The 16,828-nt window shown below is 42.6% G+C and carries 13 protein-coding genes; 8 read left to right on the top strand and 5 right to left on the bottom strand.

Going from position 1 to position 16,828, the window contains the following annotated elements:
• The first annotated feature begins 320 nt into the window (after positions 1–320).
• Positions 321–3,509, top strand: a complete 3,189-nt coding sequence (locus KO534_RS04265) for a glycoside hydrolase family 15 protein (protein WP_215927611.1) — start codon at positions 321–323, stop codon at positions 3,507–3,509.
• Positions 3,510–3,564: 55 nt separating this feature from the next.
• On the opposite strand, the gene KO534_RS04260 is transcribed toward KO534_RS04265, so the two are convergent.
• Both KO534_RS04260 and argE read right to left on the bottom strand, forming a co-directional pair.
• Entirely contained in the window at positions 3,565–3,972 is a 408-nt protein-coding gene (locus KO534_RS04260; RefSeq protein WP_215927609.1) for a methylglyoxal synthase, read from the bottom strand.
• A 51-nt stretch (positions 3,973–4,023) separates the two neighbouring features.
• Positions 4,024–5,169: an acetylornithine deacetylase gene (gene argE / locus KO534_RS04255; protein ID WP_215927607.1), complete on the bottom strand. Its 1,146-nt coding sequence runs from the start codon at positions 5,167–5,169 to the stop codon at positions 4,024–4,026.
• Between the two features lie 332 nt (positions 5,170–5,501).
• On the opposite strand from argE, the gene argC reads away from it, so the two are divergent.
• From argC to KO534_RS04220, 7 genes are all read left to right on the top strand, one after another.
• Positions 5,502–6,518 (top strand): N-acetyl-gamma-glutamyl-phosphate reductase, encoded by a 1,017-nt coding sequence (gene argC, locus KO534_RS04250; RefSeq protein WP_215927605.1) that lies wholly within the window; start codon positions 5,502–5,504, stop codon positions 6,516–6,518.
• A gap of 2 nt (positions 6,519–6,520) precedes the next feature.
• Positions 6,521–7,324, top strand: a complete 804-nt coding sequence (gene argB / locus KO534_RS04245) for an acetylglutamate kinase (RefSeq protein WP_215927603.1) — start codon at positions 6,521–6,523, stop codon at positions 7,322–7,324.
• 2 nt (positions 7,325–7,326) lie between these two features.
• Positions 7,327–8,256 carry an ornithine carbamoyltransferase gene (locus KO534_RS04240; RefSeq protein WP_215927601.1) on the top strand — a complete coding sequence of 310 codons (930 nt, stop codon included), beginning with the start codon at positions 7,327–7,329 and terminating at the stop codon, positions 8,254–8,256.
• A 90-nt stretch (positions 8,257–8,346) separates the two neighbouring features.
• Positions 8,347–9,594 carry an argininosuccinate synthase gene (locus tag KO534_RS04235; RefSeq protein WP_215927599.1) on the top strand — a complete coding sequence of 416 codons (1,248 nt, stop codon included), beginning with the start codon at positions 8,347–8,349 and terminating at the stop codon, positions 9,592–9,594.
• Positions 9,594–10,967, top strand: coding sequence for an argininosuccinate lyase (gene argH / locus KO534_RS04230; protein WP_215927597.1), 1,374 nt, complete (start codon positions 9,594–9,596; stop codon positions 10,965–10,967). The genes KO534_RS04235 and argH overlap by 1 nt, the downstream gene beginning before the upstream one ends.
• Positions 10,968–10,976: 9 nt before the next feature.
• Positions 10,977–12,287, top strand: coding sequence for an amino-acid N-acetyltransferase (gene argA / locus KO534_RS04225; protein WP_215927595.1), 1,311 nt, complete (start codon positions 10,977–10,979; stop codon positions 12,285–12,287).
• A gap of 304 nt (positions 12,288–12,591) precedes the next feature.
• Positions 12,592–13,281, top strand: a complete 690-nt coding sequence (locus tag KO534_RS04220) for a peptidylprolyl isomerase (protein WP_354667905.1) — start codon at positions 12,592–12,594, stop codon at positions 13,279–13,281.
• Positions 13,282–13,385: 104 nt separating this feature from the next.
• Here KO534_RS04220 and KO534_RS04215 read toward each other — a convergent pair whose 3' ends face one another.
• The 3 genes from KO534_RS04215 to edd are packed head-to-tail and all read right to left on the bottom strand — an operon-like array spanning position 13,386 to position 16,808.
• The gene (locus KO534_RS04215) at positions 13,386–14,027 is read right to left on the bottom strand and encodes a bifunctional 4-hydroxy-2-oxoglutarate aldolase/2-dehydro-3-deoxy-phosphogluconate aldolase (RefSeq protein WP_215927593.1); all 642 of its coding nucleotides are present in this window, start codon (positions 14,025–14,027) and stop codon (positions 13,386–13,388) included.
• 5 nt (positions 14,028–14,032) lie between these two features.
• On the bottom strand, positions 14,033–14,983 hold the full coding sequence (locus tag KO534_RS04210; RefSeq protein ID WP_215927591.1) for a glucokinase: 951 nt from the start codon (positions 14,981–14,983) through the stop codon (positions 14,033–14,035).
• Between the two features lie 4 nt (positions 14,984–14,987).
• Entirely contained in the window at positions 14,988–16,808 is a 1,821-nt protein-coding gene (gene edd / locus KO534_RS04205) for a phosphogluconate dehydratase (protein WP_215927589.1), read from the bottom strand.
• Between the last annotated feature and the right edge of the window lie 20 nt (positions 16,809–16,828).

The following is a 16,828-nucleotide window of genomic DNA, read 5'->3' as shown; positions in this document are numbered from 1 at the left end:
ATTAAAGAAATACAGGCCTAGTTTAATAGAACGGGCCTGTTTTCAATGCAAATTGTCTTTTTGCAAAGCAGTACTCTTGGTTGGTATGAAATTTAGAGAAAGCATTGTCTCCAGCATCACCGCTATCTATTGATAGCGCTAACTTTATTAAATTTGTCCAAAAATGAGGACCTGTATTGACGCTGTATCAAAATAAATCAACCTTAGGTTGACTAAAACATCAAATAACTCTGGCTACCAGTTACACTAGCGATCAATAATTTAGACTATTAGTTAAGCTGAATTTTCTTGATTAGGTTACTGGGCGATAAGGAGCCATTATGCAAGACATCGAATTACGAACCAGTCTTGAGCAATATTATGGCCAAATTCAATCGGTCATACTCGATAAACAACACCCAATCTCGGGTCTACTACCTGCCAGTACTGCGGTGACCGTGCACGGCAATTACCAAGATGCCTGGGTTCGCGATAATGTCTACAGTATTTTGGCCGTATGGGGCCTTGCTTTAGCTTATCGTAACTTAGACGACGACGGCGGACGAGGTTTCGAACTACAACAACGCACAGTTAAGTTGATGCGTGCTTTATTGCGCTCGATGATGGCGCAGTCGGCTAAAGTTGAGAAATTTAAGAAGAGTCGACACCCTATAGACGCATTACATGCTAAATACGATACGGCCACTGGCGACAGTGTTGTGGGCGATGAGGAATGGGGGCATTTACAAGTCGATGCGACCTCAGTATTTCTGCTCACTCTGACCCAAATGATTGCCTCTGGACTAGAAATAATCTGGACCAACGAAGAAGTCAGTTTTGTACAGAATTTAGTGTATTACATTGAACGGGCTTACCGCACACCCGATTTTGGTATTTGGGAACGAGGAGCCAAAAGTAACAGTGGTAACGTAGAGTTAAATGCCAGTTCGCTAGGCATGGCTAAAGCTGCCTTAGAAGCGCTATCTGGCTTTAATCTTTTTGGTGCAAAAGGTTCGCAATCTAGCGTTATACACGTCATTCCTGACAATATAGCGCAGTCTAATATTACCTTAACTACTATGTTGCCTCGAGAATCCAATACCAAAGAAACTGATGCAGCCTTGCTCAGCATAGTTGGGTATCCAGCTTTTGCAGTTGACGACCCAGTGCTTGCAGACAAAGTTCGCAACGACATCATAACTAAGTTAGAGGGCAACTACGGGCTTAAACGATTTTTGCGGGATGGGCATCAAACCTCTCTCGAAGATGAAGGTAGATTGCACTACGAAGAGCAAGAATTGAAGCAGTTTGAACATATCGAATCTGAGTGGCCGCTGTTTTATACCTATTTGTATTTAGACGCTATTTTTCGCGACGATAGTCAACAAATAGCCCATTATCGCGCTCGGCTTGATGCGGTATTGGTCGAACAAAATGGCCAGAAACTCTTACCTGAATTATATTTTGTTACTGAAGATTGTGTTGAACAAGAGCGTTTAGAGCCAGGCTCACAAAAACGGGAACCCAACGACAACGTGCCTTTGGTATGGGCGCAAAGTTTATATTTGCTGGGATGTTTGCTCGAAGATGGATTGCTACGACCGGGGGATTTGGATCCTTTAGGACGCAGGCAATACAAAATACCTAAAAAACCTGTGGTCCAGCTTATGTTTTTAGCTGAAGATAACGTATTGCAACAAGAGCTCGAATCCCATGGCGTGGCAACTCAAGCTCTGTCGGATATTTCACCTGTACAGGTATATCGCCCAGAAGATATTGCCAGTATTCATGCACAAATCGGTAAATGTGAAGTGTTAGGATTATCAGGTCGTACTCCCAGAAAACTAAAGAGTTTAACCACCAGCCGTGTATACATGATGGGTAAACAAAGAGCAATTTGCCTCACCCCGTCTTTCATCCAACGCGACTTTTTCCTGAGTTACGATATTGAATTTTTGGTGCGTCGTTTTAAGTCAGAACTCAAATATTTGCACCGCAATTGGACAGAGTTAGGCAGGCCAACAGTAACAGTCCTGCTAACTCACAACTTATTGGATACCGATCGCACCACCTTTTATGCCCTGATGAAAGAGATAGCCAGCGGTGAAGTAGACTCAATTCCTGTACGTCACGACATTATGGCTCAGTTAATCAACACTGCCGCGGTTGAACATGTTGAGTATCTAAAGGATCTCACCTTGCCGGAACGACCACTAGACAACCTCATGTCTCAATCTTGTGTATTGGCCTTAGCGGGCGAACACAAACAATTGTCGCCGAGCGAAGAACTTGAAATTGCGTTAAGCAAAGACGTTGGTCTGTTACAAGGGAAATTGGCTGAAGCCACGAACCTATATCAACAAATAGCGTTATTAACAAAGTTAGTCGAACTGCAAGCCATTGATTCTGCAATTCCACTTCATAACCAACGACGAAGTTTGCATGATTTAATTGAAGAGGTGTATGCTCAAGCAGGACGATTGCGACTTTGGTCAGTATTGCGTCAAGCGGCAGGGTTACTTGGTAAAATTGATGGTGACATTGGCTTAGCTGTCGGTGATTTACTTGTTGCTCAGAAATTTATCCAAGTGGGTCGTTCCTATCATGATGAGTCCTTGATCACACGACCGTTAACTGACGAAGAATTGATGCAGCGGATCGTGCAATTTTGCCGTGAAGATGTACGAGACCAAATCCTTACTCAAGAAGTATTGTTGTATCTAGGCCTATTAATTAAAGCTAGACCTGAATTATTCCGCGAACTATTAACATTACGAGTGAGTCTGTTGATTGTGTTGCTCACCAGTCAAATTACTAGAGCTAAAAACACCACATCAGACGAGGCCTATGAATTATTGATGGATATGCCTCCTTCTGAAATTCAATCACGCTTAGAGGCAGTATTAGAGAACTATCAAACCCTAGCAGATCTTCCTCAAAAACTCGAAGCGCTGCATGCCCAAGGTAATATTGAAGAACTTAATTGGCAGCAAAACTTGGGGTTAGAGCAACTAAAAACACCTAATGATGGTTGGCTAGCGTGGCGCCAACACCAAGGCATACTCGACCGTCGGTCTGCAGACTTCTTAGCTCAAATTTGGAGTGTTTTAAAACACACTAGCGGACTAGTTATTGGCAACAAAATGGATAAACGTAATCGACTTAGTAGTGACTTAGTGTTGAGCGATATGACCGAAGGAGAGCAAGCATTCGCATTGTTAATCGAACATATGCTCAACAATATTCACTCTGCTGAGTATCGTCAACTCACCATTGAAACATTCACCGCCTTAGCTAGTTTCTTCAAACAAAATCCTAGTTTGAAAGTGGAGGAAGCCATTGTAATTGACGTAACTATCGGCCATGCGGTCAATCTAGCTTACGTTGAGGAATTTCCAGAAAGGCAACAGCACTATGATGAACATAAAAGTCATGCGTGGGAGCGTTTTTATCAACAATCTCCAGCCCATAGCACAACGTTCATCATTTCGGCCTTGAATCATCTGTTAACTGTCCGACCAGTAGAGTAAAATTGTAAATGCCACTGAGCCCCTATTTATTAAAGCTCAGTGGTATTCTATGCTTTTACAAATTTGGAATTTCGCGCTGATATTCTTCTCCGGTAAACGCAGTTGAAGTCATTAGCATATCTGCTGTCGACACATTACAAGCAACGGGTACATTCCACACCGAGCACAACCTTAGTAATGCTTTGACGTCAGGATCATGGGGAGCCGGATTAAGAGGATCCCAAAAAAATATCAAACAATCTAACTTTCCTTCTGCGATTAGTGCGCCTATTTGCTGGTCCCCTCCTAACGGACCACTTTTGAAACAGTGGATTGCAAGTCCTAATTCTTTTTGTAACAAACCACCAGTGGTACCGGTGGCGACTAATTTATGTTTACTCAACTCGGCTTTATGCACCAAAGACCACTTAATTAAATCGGGCTTTTTATGATCATGGGCAACCAAAGCGATAGTTTTTTGCATTTTGTATCAAACCTTATATTAATAAATCTAACATTCAATTAACGAGCAGGGTTAGCAACACACTTTGTAAATCATCTGCTGTAAAATATGCACCGTTGGATTAACGTAGTCCAACGAAATATATTCGTCAGGTTGATGAGCTTGATTAATACTACCCGGCCCTAAAACAATAGTGTCGCAGCCTAGTTGATTAATAAATGGGGCTTCAGTAGCGTAGTTGGCACTTTGAAATTTTTTACCTGTAAGTTGTTCAGCTAGCGCTAGAATATTTTGTTCATCTCGGCACGCAAAAGCAGGGGCTGTTGGATACATCAAATCCAAACTTAAGCGATTCGGATATTTGTTTTTTACTGGCGCTAATGCTTCGTCAATTAATGCTAGCGCTTGCTCATCGCTCAATTCTGGTACGGCGCGCAAGTCAAAGTTAAGCTTACAGTGCCCACAAATTCGGTTTTCACCGTCGCCACCGTGAATATGCCCTAAATTCATAGTGACATGGGGCACACTAAAAGCCTCGTCATGAAACTTGGCTTTTAGTTGGCTTTGTAAATCCATTAGCTGACCAATCGCCTGATACATGATTTCAATGGCATTCACCCCTTTGTCAGGGTCGCTAGAGTGTCCTGCTTTTCCTTGAATATTTAAACTTTGGGCTATATGCCCTTTATGTTTATAAATTGGAACGAGTTCTGTTGGCTCACCAATAATCGCCATATTAGGCTGTATTAATTGTTGCTCGGCAAAAAACCGCGCCCCCGCCATTGACGTTTCTTCGTCAGCGGTGGCGAGCACATACAAAGGTTTTTTCAACTTACTGAGCGGAATAGTTTTTAATGCCTCGAGAATAAACGCAAAAAAACCTTTCATGTCACAGCTACCTAAGCCAAATAATTTTCCATCCGTTTGTTTGACTTTGAATGGATCAGATTGCCAAGCCCCTTCATCAAAAGGCACTGTGTCTGAGTGACCACAAAGTAGCAATCCACCTTCACCACTGCCTATTTTGGCTAACATGTTAAATTTGTTCCGAGTACTAGGTACTTTTTGAATAGTTATGGTAAACCCTAGATCGCTAAACCAACCCGACAGCAAGGCTATCAACGGCTCATTTGATTGATCAATTTTTTCATCAAATGCGCTAATTGACGGGCACTTAATGATTTCTTCATAGTGTTCTAAGAAAGATAAATTTGGCATAAACACCCAACTAAATAATTATTCACTTTTATTGCATAAATATATAACACATGACATTATATAGGCCAATCAAAATCGACTTAACGTAAACGTCGATTATTGAAGACACTTATTACTTTAACTTGTTTTGGTTAGATAACGTATATGTACCTATTTATATCTCAGTTTATTTCCCTGCCTAGCTTCGCCAGCTTGTTGTTTCGACGGTAGTCGATGCTGTAGCGTATAGCTCACTCTTTGCTTTAAACTAACTGTTTGAGCAAAGAGTGCTTTTTATTTTTACCCTCATAATTTAGTACAATGCTCACATTGAGCCCTTAGAGAAATTTCCAATGATCAAAACCTGTATTATCGGAGCCAGTGGCTATACTGGCACTGAGTTAGCCGCATTAATTCAAAGCCACAGTCAATTTGAATTAGCCGCTTTATATGTATCTGCCAATAGTGCTGATGCATGGAAACCATTAGGTGAGATTCATCCGCAGTTTTTTAACTCGATTAAGTTACCGCTTCAGCCAATAGACGAAGACAATTTATCAGCCTTAGCTGAGAACTTTGACTTGATATTTTTAGCCACTCCGCACGAAACCAGTCATAAATGGATGGACGCATTATGTGGAAAAAAAGCCGTCGTAATGGATTTATCTGGGGCTTTTAGGATCAAAGATAAAAACAAATTCGCTGACTACTATGGCTTTGAACATCTCGCCGAAAAGTTATTAGAACAAGCCGTATACGGCTTAGCAGATTGGCACCAAGAACAAATCAGTTGCGCCAACTTAGTTGCTGTACCAGGTTGTTACCCGACCGCCTCTCTAACAGCCCTTAAACCTTTGCAACTAAATGGATTAATTGACTCCACTCACTTCCCTATTATTAACGCAGTATCCGGTGTGTCTGGGGCTGGCAGAAAGGCTTCATTAAACAGTAGCTTTACGGAAGTAAGCTTGCATGCTTATGGAGTTTTAGGCCACAGACATCAACCGGAAATTGCCGATTATTTAGGTACAGAGGTCATTTTCACTCCTCATTTAGGTAATTTCAAACGTGGCATTTTGGCAACCATTACCATTAAAACTGCAAATAACGTAACAGAACAACAAATAGCAGAGGCGTATCAACAGGCTTACCAAGACAATCCAATTATAAGGCTCAGAAACACTTGGCCTAAAATAGATGATGTAGTGGGTACACCATACTGTGACCTGTTTTGGAAATTGGACAATAAAACCGGCTATTTGGTGGTTACTAGTGCCATAGATAATTTATTAAAAGGCGCAGCCTCACAAGCATTGCAATGTGCTAATTTACGTTTTGGTTTTGACTCACATATGGGATTGGTGAATTAACAATGAGTAATAAAAATATTTTGGTCGTCAAAGTGGGTGGCGCATTTATGCAGGCAGAGGATTCTGCTCTGGCATTACTAACCACTATCCGCGAACTTCAGCAGAGTTACATTGTAGTGTTGGTTCACGGTGGTGGTGCCATGGTGGAAGAATTATTGTTTGCACTTAATCTTAGCAGTCAAAAAATCGATGGTTTAAGGGTCACTCCAAAAGAGCATATGCCTTACATAACGGGCGCTCTTGCAGGCACTGCCAATAAACAGCTTTGCGGATTAGCCATCAAAGCTGGCATCAGCCCAGTTGGACTCAGTTTGTTAGACGGAAAAATGTGTAAAGCAAGAATTATGCGTGAAGAGCTAGGAGCTGTCGGTTCGGTTGAAGCGGGTGATGCAACTTTGTTAAAAGCGTTAGCCGCCACACATATGTTACCTATTATTAGTTCAATAGGAGCGGATAGTGACGGAAACCTACTTAATGTCAATGCAGACCAAGCTGCCACAGTTATAGCGCAATTATTGGATGCTGAATTACTGCTATTGTCTGACGTGCCAGGCGTATTAGATGTCAATAAAAATCTGATTACTCAATTAGATGCCGAGCAAATAGAGGCGCTCATTACACAAAACGTGATCCGTGATGGTATGATAGTCAAAGTTAATGCAGCATTGACGGCGGCTAATAGCTTAGGTCAAAGCGTGACTATTGCCAGCTGGAAAGATTCAGAAAAGCTGCTAGGTTTGTTGCAACAACAAGCAATAGGCAGCAAAATCTCCCCCCAAACAAATACACCGACTAACAAGGCTTGATTATGAAACAAGATCTTCTTTCATTTAAAGATTGGACCGCAGACCAATTACACAGTTTATTAGCCTTGGCTAAAACCATAAAAAATAATCCTGCGGGATATCGTACTGCTCTAGATGGCAAGTCGATAGTTGCCTTGTTTGAGAAGCCTTCACTACGTACCCGAGTCAGTTTTGATATTGGTATCAATAAACTAGGTGGCCATATGGTATATCTCGATAGCCAATCAAATAAATTGGCTGGCAGAGAAGACGTAAAAGATATGGGGGCTAATTTAGCTTGCTGGGCCGACGCTATTGTCTCCCGAGTATTTGCCCACAGCACTTTAGAACAATTGGCTGAGTCAGCCAAAGTACCTGTAATCAATGCTCTGTGTGATATTTACCACCCGTGCCAAGCCGTGGCGGATTACCTAACTGTTAGCGAACATTACGATGATTTGAGCAAAGTGAAGTTAGCGTATATCGGTGACGGCAACAACGTTACACATTCACTGATGTTAGTCGGCGTGGCCCTTGGGTGCGAAGTCATAGTAATTACGCCTAAAGGATACGAAGTGGATCCTAAGATAGTCGAGTTAACTGAGCAACGTGCGACACAATACGGTGGTAAGTTAACTGTCAGTACCGATATCAATGCAGCCATAGGCGCGCAAGTTTTGTATACAGATACCTGGTTATCCATGGGTGATGACACACCTCTGGCTGAAATCAAAGACACCTTTTCTGGTTACGAAATTACCGAAGAATTAATGAAAAAAACCGGCGCGGACTACGTCATGCATTGTCAACCAGCCCATAGAGATTTAGAAATCAGCGGCAGCTTAATTGACGGCGAACAATCCTTGTTAATGCAACAAGCTGAAAATAGAATGCACGGTCAAAACGCGGTTATGGTCGAACTTCTAGCGAAAGACTTTGAACCTCGAAACTAGTAACTAGCATTAAACGAATTGAAAAAACAAATAATGGGTAAAGGGTGAGTCGTTCATCCCTTATTGAAAAAATTAAAGATAGGAAACATCATGGCAATTGCAAAAAATAAACCCATCAAAAAGGTGGTATTAGCATACTCAGGCGGATTAGATACTTCGGCGATCATTCCGTGGTTAATCGAAAACTACAAGTGCGAAGTTATCGCCTTTGCTGCAGATGTCGGTCAAGGTGACGAAGAACTAGTTGGATTGCGCGAAAAGGCCTTAAAAACTGGCGCCAGCGAATGCTACATAGTCGATTTAAAAGAACAATTTGTTTCTGATTACATTTACCCCACCATTACTACTGGTGCGGTGTACGAAGGTGAATATTTACTTGGCACCTCAATGGCTAGACCTATCATTGCTAAGGCACAAGTTGAACTAGCTCTTAGCATCGGAGCCGATGCGCTTTGTCATGGTTGTACTGGTAAAGGTAATGACCAAGTACGTTTTGAGGGCACGTTTGCCGCCCTCGCACCAGAACTTACAGTCATTGCGCCATGGCGCGAGTGGGATATGGTATCTCGTGAAGACCTACTAAACTATTTAGCCGAGCGTGAAATTGAAACCACAGCGTCGGTCACTAAAATTTATAGCCGTGATGCTAATGCATGGCATATCTCCCATGAAGGGGGAGAGTTAGAAGATCCTTGGTGTGAACCTACTAAACAAATTTGGACCATGACGGTTGATCCTGAAGATGCTCCAGACGAAGCAGAACGTGTACAACTAAGCTTTGAAGAAGGCAAACTCACTAAAGTAAATGGGGAAACCTTAACCCCATATGGCGTATTGATGAAACTAAACAGCATTGCCGCCGCTCATGGCGTGGGTCGAATTGATATTGTGGAAAACCGTTTAGTAGGCATGAAGTCTCGTGGTTGTTATGAAACTCCCGGCGGTACAGTGATGATGAAAGCCTATAAAGCACTAGAGTGTTTAGTTCTCGATAAAGCTTCACTTAAATACCGTGAGCAAATTGGCTTAGAATATTCTCACGTTATGTATGACGGACGTTGGTTTACTGCACTAAACGATGCATTGTTAGCCGGTGCCGCAAGCTTCGCACAAAAAGTGACGGGCGAAATTGTAGTAAAACTTTATAAAGGTCAAGCCACAGTAACCCAAAGAAGTTCACCCAATAGTCTTTATTCTGAAGATTTTGCCACCTTCGGTGCTGACGATGTTTACGACCAACGCCATGCAGAAGGTTTTATTCGTTTATTCAGTTTGTCTAGTCGCATTGATGCGCTAAATAAACGTGGGTTAGCTTACAAAAACACAGGTATCGAATAATGAGTTTGTGGGGCGGACGTTTTCAAGACGGCAGCAGCGCCATGTTTAGAAGGGTAAATGATTCGTTACCCTTCGACCGTGCACTTGCAAGCCAAGATATTCGTGGTTCAATTGCTTGGTCCAAAGCTATCTACAAAGCAGGTGTATTGACGCAAAACGAGCAGCAACAGCTTGAGGATGCGCTACAAGCCTTATTGGTTAAAGCAGAAGCAGGCACCTTAGACTTTGATGCCAGTAGCGAAGAAGACATCCATAGTTTTGTCGAAGCCACTTTAATAGAACAACTTGGTGATATTGCCCGTAAGTTACACACTGGTCGTAGCCGAAATGACCAAGTGGCTACCGACTTTAAACTCTGGACACGTGAACATATTGATCTGTTAATCGCAGACTTAGAAAACGTTAAAACGTCTTTGGTGGCCACCGCAAACAATAACAAAAAGGTTATTTTACCAGGTTACACACATTTACAACGAGCCCAACCGGTTCGTTATCCACATTGGTGTTTGGCCTACGTGGAAATGTTTAAACGTGACATCAGTCGACTAAAAGACTTAAGAGTGCGTCTAAATCAGTCGCCTTTAGGCTGTGGCGCATTGGCCGGTACGACCTACCCAATCGATCGCTTTGAAATTGCCAGCGAGTTGGGGTTTGATAGCCCCTGTTTGAACAGTTTAGATGCCGTGTCTGACCGTGATTTTGTATTAGAATTATTGTTTGTAGCCAGTACTAGCATGATGCATATGTCACGTATGGCGGAAGACTTAATTTTCTTCAACTCGGGTGAAGCGGGCTTTATTACCTTAGGTGATGAGGTGACTTCTGGATCTTCATTGATGCCACAAAAGAAAAACCCTGATGCGCTAGAATTGATGCGTGGTAAATGTGGTCGCGTATTCGGCAGTTTGCAGGGCATGTTGGTTACCATGAAAGGTTTGCCTCTTGCCTATAACAAAGATATGCAAGAAGACAAAGAAGGTTTACTTGATGCGGTCACTCAGTGGCATATCTGCTTATGTATCGCTTGCGAAGTGGTAGATAGTATTCAGTTAGACTCTGAGCGTTGCGCCAAAGCCGCTCGCGAAGGTTATGCCAATGCAACTGAATTAGCGGACTACCTTGTCGCAAAAGGTATCCCCTTTAGAACGGCTCACGATATTTCTGGTCAAGTGGTACTGGCAGCGTTAGAACAGAAAAAAGCCATTGAAGAAATGACTGTGGCTGAACTAAAACAATATTCAGACTTAATTGAAGACGATGTCTACGAAATATTACAACTCGAATATTTAGTAGATAAACGTAACATTTTAGGTGGCACCGGTATCGAACCCGTTACTGCAGCCTTAAACGCTGAACTAGCTCAAAGTAAATAAGGACAAATTGTGGTCGTTTCACATATCGACAGCGTAAAAATCATTCGTAATTCTGCGCCTTACATCAATGCTCATAGGGGTAAAACCTTCGTTTTAATGTTTGGTGGTGAAGCTATTGAAGAAGCCAACTTTGCGAATATCATTCACGATATTGCTTTGTTAAATAGCTTGGGGGTACGTTTAGTGTTAGTACATGGTGCGCGGCCACAAATTGATCAACGAGTAGCCTTACGAAACTTGCCCACTCGGTTTCATCAAGAAATCCGTATTACCGACAAACAAACCCTTGAATGCGTGAAAGATGCGGCGGGTTCAGTGCGAGCCCAAGTCGAAGCATTATTAACCATGGGACTGGCTAACTCACCTATGCACGGCGCCCATATTCGAGTTTGTTCTGGTAATTTAGTGGTGGCAATGCCCGTAGGTGTGCGAGATGGTGTGGATTTCGAAAATACTGGTGTAGTGCGACGTATCGATGTCGATGGTATCAACGACCACCTTAACGACGGCTCCATAGTGTTGTTATCTCCAATGGGATATTCATCAACTGGGGAAGTGTTTAATTTGTCTCATGAAGACGTGGCAACCAAAGCCGCCATTGCTCTCAAAGCCGATAAGTTAATACTATTTAATTATCAAGACGGTATTGTCAGTAAAGACGGACGTTTGCTACGGAATTTAGAATTGGACGAACTCTACACTATGTTAGAAGAGCCATTTTACGCTTCTGAAAAACAATCACTACAAGCTATAGTCTCTAGTTTGCAAGCAGGAATTAGCCGCTGTCATACAGTCAGTTACCGCCAAGACGGTGCCTTGCTACAAGAGTTATTTACCCGTGATGGTGCGGGCTCATTGGTGTCACAAACCTCTTACGAACAGCTTCGCCAAGCTAACATTGAAGATGTGGGTGGCATTCTTAAACTAATTAAACCTTTAGAAGAAAAAGGTATTTTGGTAAAACGCTCGCGGGAACACCTAGAGCAAGAAATCACCCAATTTGCTTTGATTGAACGTGACGGTATGACTATCGCGTGTGCCGCTCTCTATCCATACGCAGAAGAAAGAATGGGAGAGCTAGCCTGCGTTGCAACCCATTACGATTATCGAGGCGGTAACCGAGGTGAGCGACTCTTAGACTCAATCAAACGACAAGCACGTGCTCAAGGTTTGCAGTCGATCTTTGTACTCACAACCGTCACTTCGCATTGGTTTCAAGAGCAAGGTTTTGTTCGAGCCAGTTTAGATGACTTACCTGATAAAAAGAAAGAGCTATATAATTTTCAGCGTAACTCCAAAGTGTTTGTTTTACCCCTTTAGACACAACCAATTTTAGGTCAATAAAGGTTTGCCAGTTTCAAGTTTGACTACTCACTTTATGGTTATACCAATCCATCCTAACAATTGATCGCTCAGCGAGATTTAAAATCACCTAATCAAGGCGCTCGAATGAAGCAATAGTTATTCTATTGTAAGTTCGAGCAACGCAGAGTAGGTGCTTTTAAACCTCGCCCAAAGGGAGAACACCAATGACTAATTGTTAAGGTGAATTGGTATTAAAGTTGTTTTTTGGAACATCAAATTTCAACTTCCCACAGCCCTGCAAAATGTTTAAGCTATGGCGATGAGTACTTTAATCAATAGGTCAACTATGCATCCAAACTTGTTTCGGCAACCCCTAATTTACACAGCCATTTTTATTAGCATACTGTTTTACGGTTGCGATTTATTCCAAGACCAAGCAATCAAACAAACTGAGAAATTTATTAGCCAGCAGCAGATTGATAAAACTCAAGAAGATTGGAAAACCTCTTTACCTCAGCCCCCCGAATTCACTTTTAACCCCGACAAAACCTATATTTGGAATTTAACCACAAGTCACGGTGACATTAGCATTGAATTAATGCCCGATATTGCCCCTAAACACGTGTCTAGCACTTTATATTTAACCTCCCTAGGATTTTACGACAACACTATATTCCATCGTGTTATTCCTGGTTTTATGGCTCAAGGTGGAGATCCTTTGGGGACCGGACGCGGCAATCCCGGTTACAAATATGCCGGTGAGTTTAGTGATGCAATCAAACATATTAAAGGTGGATTGCTGAGTATGGCAAATTCTGGACCCGACACTGATGGCAGCCAGTTTTTCATCACTTTTGCGGCAACACCTTGGTTAGATGGTAAACACACAATTTTCGGTGAGGTTACTCAAGGTTTAGAAGTCCTTGAAAAAATGGAAAAGCTTGGCTCGAGAAGCGGCAAAGTCAGCGAAGAAATTTCAATAATTAAAGCAACTATTGCCGTGGAATAAATTGCTTCAATAGCGCTTGTTTTTCTATCTTTAACGGTATCAGTAATTCATAGACAATAAAAAAGTCGCTTAAGCGACTTTTTTATTTCAGTGTCAAAACATTTCTATTTGGCGCCTGCAACCGCCTGTTTAGCAAGCTCAGTAATTTTATCCCACTCTCCGTTAACCATCGCGTCTTCTGGCGCTAACCAAGAACCACCAGCACAACGCACACTAGGCAACGCTAAATAATCATTATAGTTACTTGGGCTAATACCGCCTGTAGGGCAAAACTTAATATCAGGGAATGGACCACCAATAGCTTTCAGGGCTTTCACACCACCTGAAGCTTCCGCAGGGAAGAATTTCAAATGTGTATAGCCATGATCAACAGCGGTCATCAATTCTGAAATTGATGAAATCCCCGGGATCAAGGCAATATTGCCTTCATTTCCAGCCTTTAACAAATCAGTTGTTAATCCAGGGCTAATAGCAAACTTAGCACCCGCATCTATAACTTGTTGCAACTGTTCACGATTTGTCACCGTTCCAGCACCTATGATTGCTTCCGGCACTTCTTTGGCAATCTTAGCAATTACTTCTAACGCGGCTTCAGTGCGCAATGTCACTTCTAAAACACGAATACCACCAGCGATAAGTGCTTTCGCCAAAGGTACAGCATGTTCAACATCTTTTATTACCAATACAGGCACAACCGGCCCTTGGCTGAATATTTCTTCTGATGTCATTTTCCAATTCTTAGTCATTGCATTTAACCTTTACAATTTTGATTTAAATAAGCCATAGCACCAATCAAACCATGATCAGGCTCGGTAATAATGAAAGTCGGGATGCCAGCTACGTAGTCACGAAATCGACCTTTGGCCTCAAAACGTTTCCGAAAATCACTTTGTTTAATAAAATTGGTGAAACGGGGGGCAATGCCACCTCCAATATACACGCCACCACGTGTCCCTAAATTAAGGGCAAGGTTTCCTGCAAAGCTACCCAAGATTTTGCAGAATTGGTTCAAAGTAGCCACGCTTAAGGCGCAACTACCATCAAGAGCTCGTTCAGTGATATCAGCTGGATCATCCAAAGGTGCCGATAGATTTTTGTGTTTCGCAATGGCTTGATAGATATGCACTAAACCACGACCAGACATGACTTCTTCTGCAGAGGCATGTCCCATCTTATCAGTTAGAAATTGCCAAATAGCGATATCTATCTCATCTATTGGCGCAAAGTCTACATGGCCGCCCTCACCGTCTAACGCCAACCAACCATCGGCAGTATGAGTTAAGTGTTTGACCCCTAACCCAGTGCCAGGACCAAACACGGCAATGTTGTCTAAGTCGACAGATTGCCCTTGTCCAACTTGTTCTTTTTGTTGATTCGTTAACACTGTAACTGCATGAGCAACTGCGGTGAAATCATTGATCACTCCCAACCAGTGCAAACCTAATTCGGTTTTAAGTTGGGAAATTGAAAATTGCCAGTGATTGTTAGTCATTGACACTAAATCACCCGTCACAGGGCAAGCCACGCCTAGACACCCGGCTGTAAATTCTAAATCTGGGAATTCAGCTATATATGCTTCAATAGCCATATTAATGGTTTTATAGTTGCTACATAGATATTTTTTGATATGGCTTAATGACCCGTTTTCAATCAAAGCCAAACGAATATTAGTACCACCAACATCTGCTACAAACCTAGCCATGTTATTAATCCTGACCAAAAAACAATGAACAGGCACCTTGCTCAGCACCGGTTAGGGTCGTACGCATACCGGCAAACATTTCTCGGCCCATACCAATTTGGTGTTTAGCTACATCAGTCACTTTAGCTTCTCTATTCGCTAAGTCTTGTTCACTAATTAACACATCCATCGCACCTGTTTGAGTGTTCAATTCAATCAGATCACCAGTTTGTATTTTAGATAAAATCCCGCCCTTGGTCGCTTCTGGTGTGACATGAATAGCTGCGGGCACTTTACCCGAAGCGCCAGACATACGTCCATCGGTCACTAATGCCACATGAAAGCCGCGATCCTGTAATACCGCTAGTGGTGGCGTTAAGCTGTGTAGCTCAGGCATTCCAATGGCAGACGGCCCTTGAAAGCGCACCACTACCACACAATCTTTATCTAGCTCACCAGCTTTAAATGCCGCATGTAATTCAAACTGATCTTCAAATACCACAGCCGGCGCTTTAATTTTACAATGAGGCTCTCGCAATGCAGAGGTTTTCATTACTGCACGGCCCAAGTTACCACTCAATACAGATAAACCACCGTCTATCTTAAATGGCTCACTCACACTGGCGACAACTTGTTTATCAAACGATTCTGTAGGACCGTCACGCCATACCAGTTCACCATTTTCTAAAATAGGCTCCTTAGTATATTGCTCCAAACCTTCGCCACAGATGGTGTTCACGTCATTGTGCAATAAACCATTCTCTAACAACTCCCTGATCAACAATGCCATTCCGCCTGCTGCGGTAAAGTGATTAATATCAGCCGAGCCGTTAGGATAAATGCGAGTTAACAAAGGAACAGCTTTGGAGATATCAGCAAAGTCATCCCAATTAATGATAATGCCAGCAGCTTTCGCTACCGCGACCAAATGCATAGTGTGGTTAGTTGAGCCACCTGTGGCCAGTAACCCTACCAAACCATTCACTATCGCTTTAGCATCCACTATATGCCCTATTGGGCGATACTCACTGCCTAAATCGGTGATACGCGTCACTTGTCGCGCTGCAGCATCGGTTAATGCATCTCTTAATGGCGTACCTGGATTCACAAAAGATGATCCTGGTAAGTGTAACCCCATTATTTCGACTACCAACTGGTTACTGTTTGCGGTGCCGTAGAACGTACAAGTACCAGCCGAATGATAAGACTTAGACTCGGCGTCTAATAACTCTTCACGGCCTACTTTGCCTTGTGCATACAGCTGGCGAACACGGGCTTTCTCTTTATTAGGAATACCAGAAGGCATAGGCCCAGCTGGAACAAAGACTGTAGGTAAATGCCCAAAACTCAATCCACCCATCAATAAGCCAGGTACAATTTTGTCGCAAATACCTAACATCAAGGTACCGTCAAACATATTATGGGAAAGTGAGACTGCAGTGGCCATTGCGATAATGTCGCGGCTCATCAGGCTTAAATCCATGCCTGGGGTGCCTTGGGTCACACCGTCACACATAGCCGGTACACCACCAGCAAATTGAGCGACACTGCCCACGGCACTGATTGCCTGTTTTAATCTCGCAGGATAACTTTCATAAGGTTGATGTGCAGACAACATATCATTATACGAAGACACAATAGCGATATTGGCTTTGGTCATACTGCGCAAGTCGGCTTTTTCTTCTGAGCCACAAGCAGCAAATCCATGTGCTAAGTTACCACAAGACAACACCCCACGATGAGGACCTTGCAAACGCGCACTTTCAATTTTATCTAAATAACTTTTACGCGAATCTTGACTGCGCTGAATAATTCGGTCTGTGACTTCTTGAATAACGGGATTCATGGATTTTCCTATAACTAAAA

This window comes from Paraglaciecola arctica, assembly GCF_018861065.1.
Taxonomy (GTDB): Bacteria; Pseudomonadota; Gammaproteobacteria; order Enterobacterales; family Alteromonadaceae; genus Paraglaciecola; species Paraglaciecola arctica_B.
This window is presented reverse-complemented; position numbering and strand designations above follow the sequence as displayed.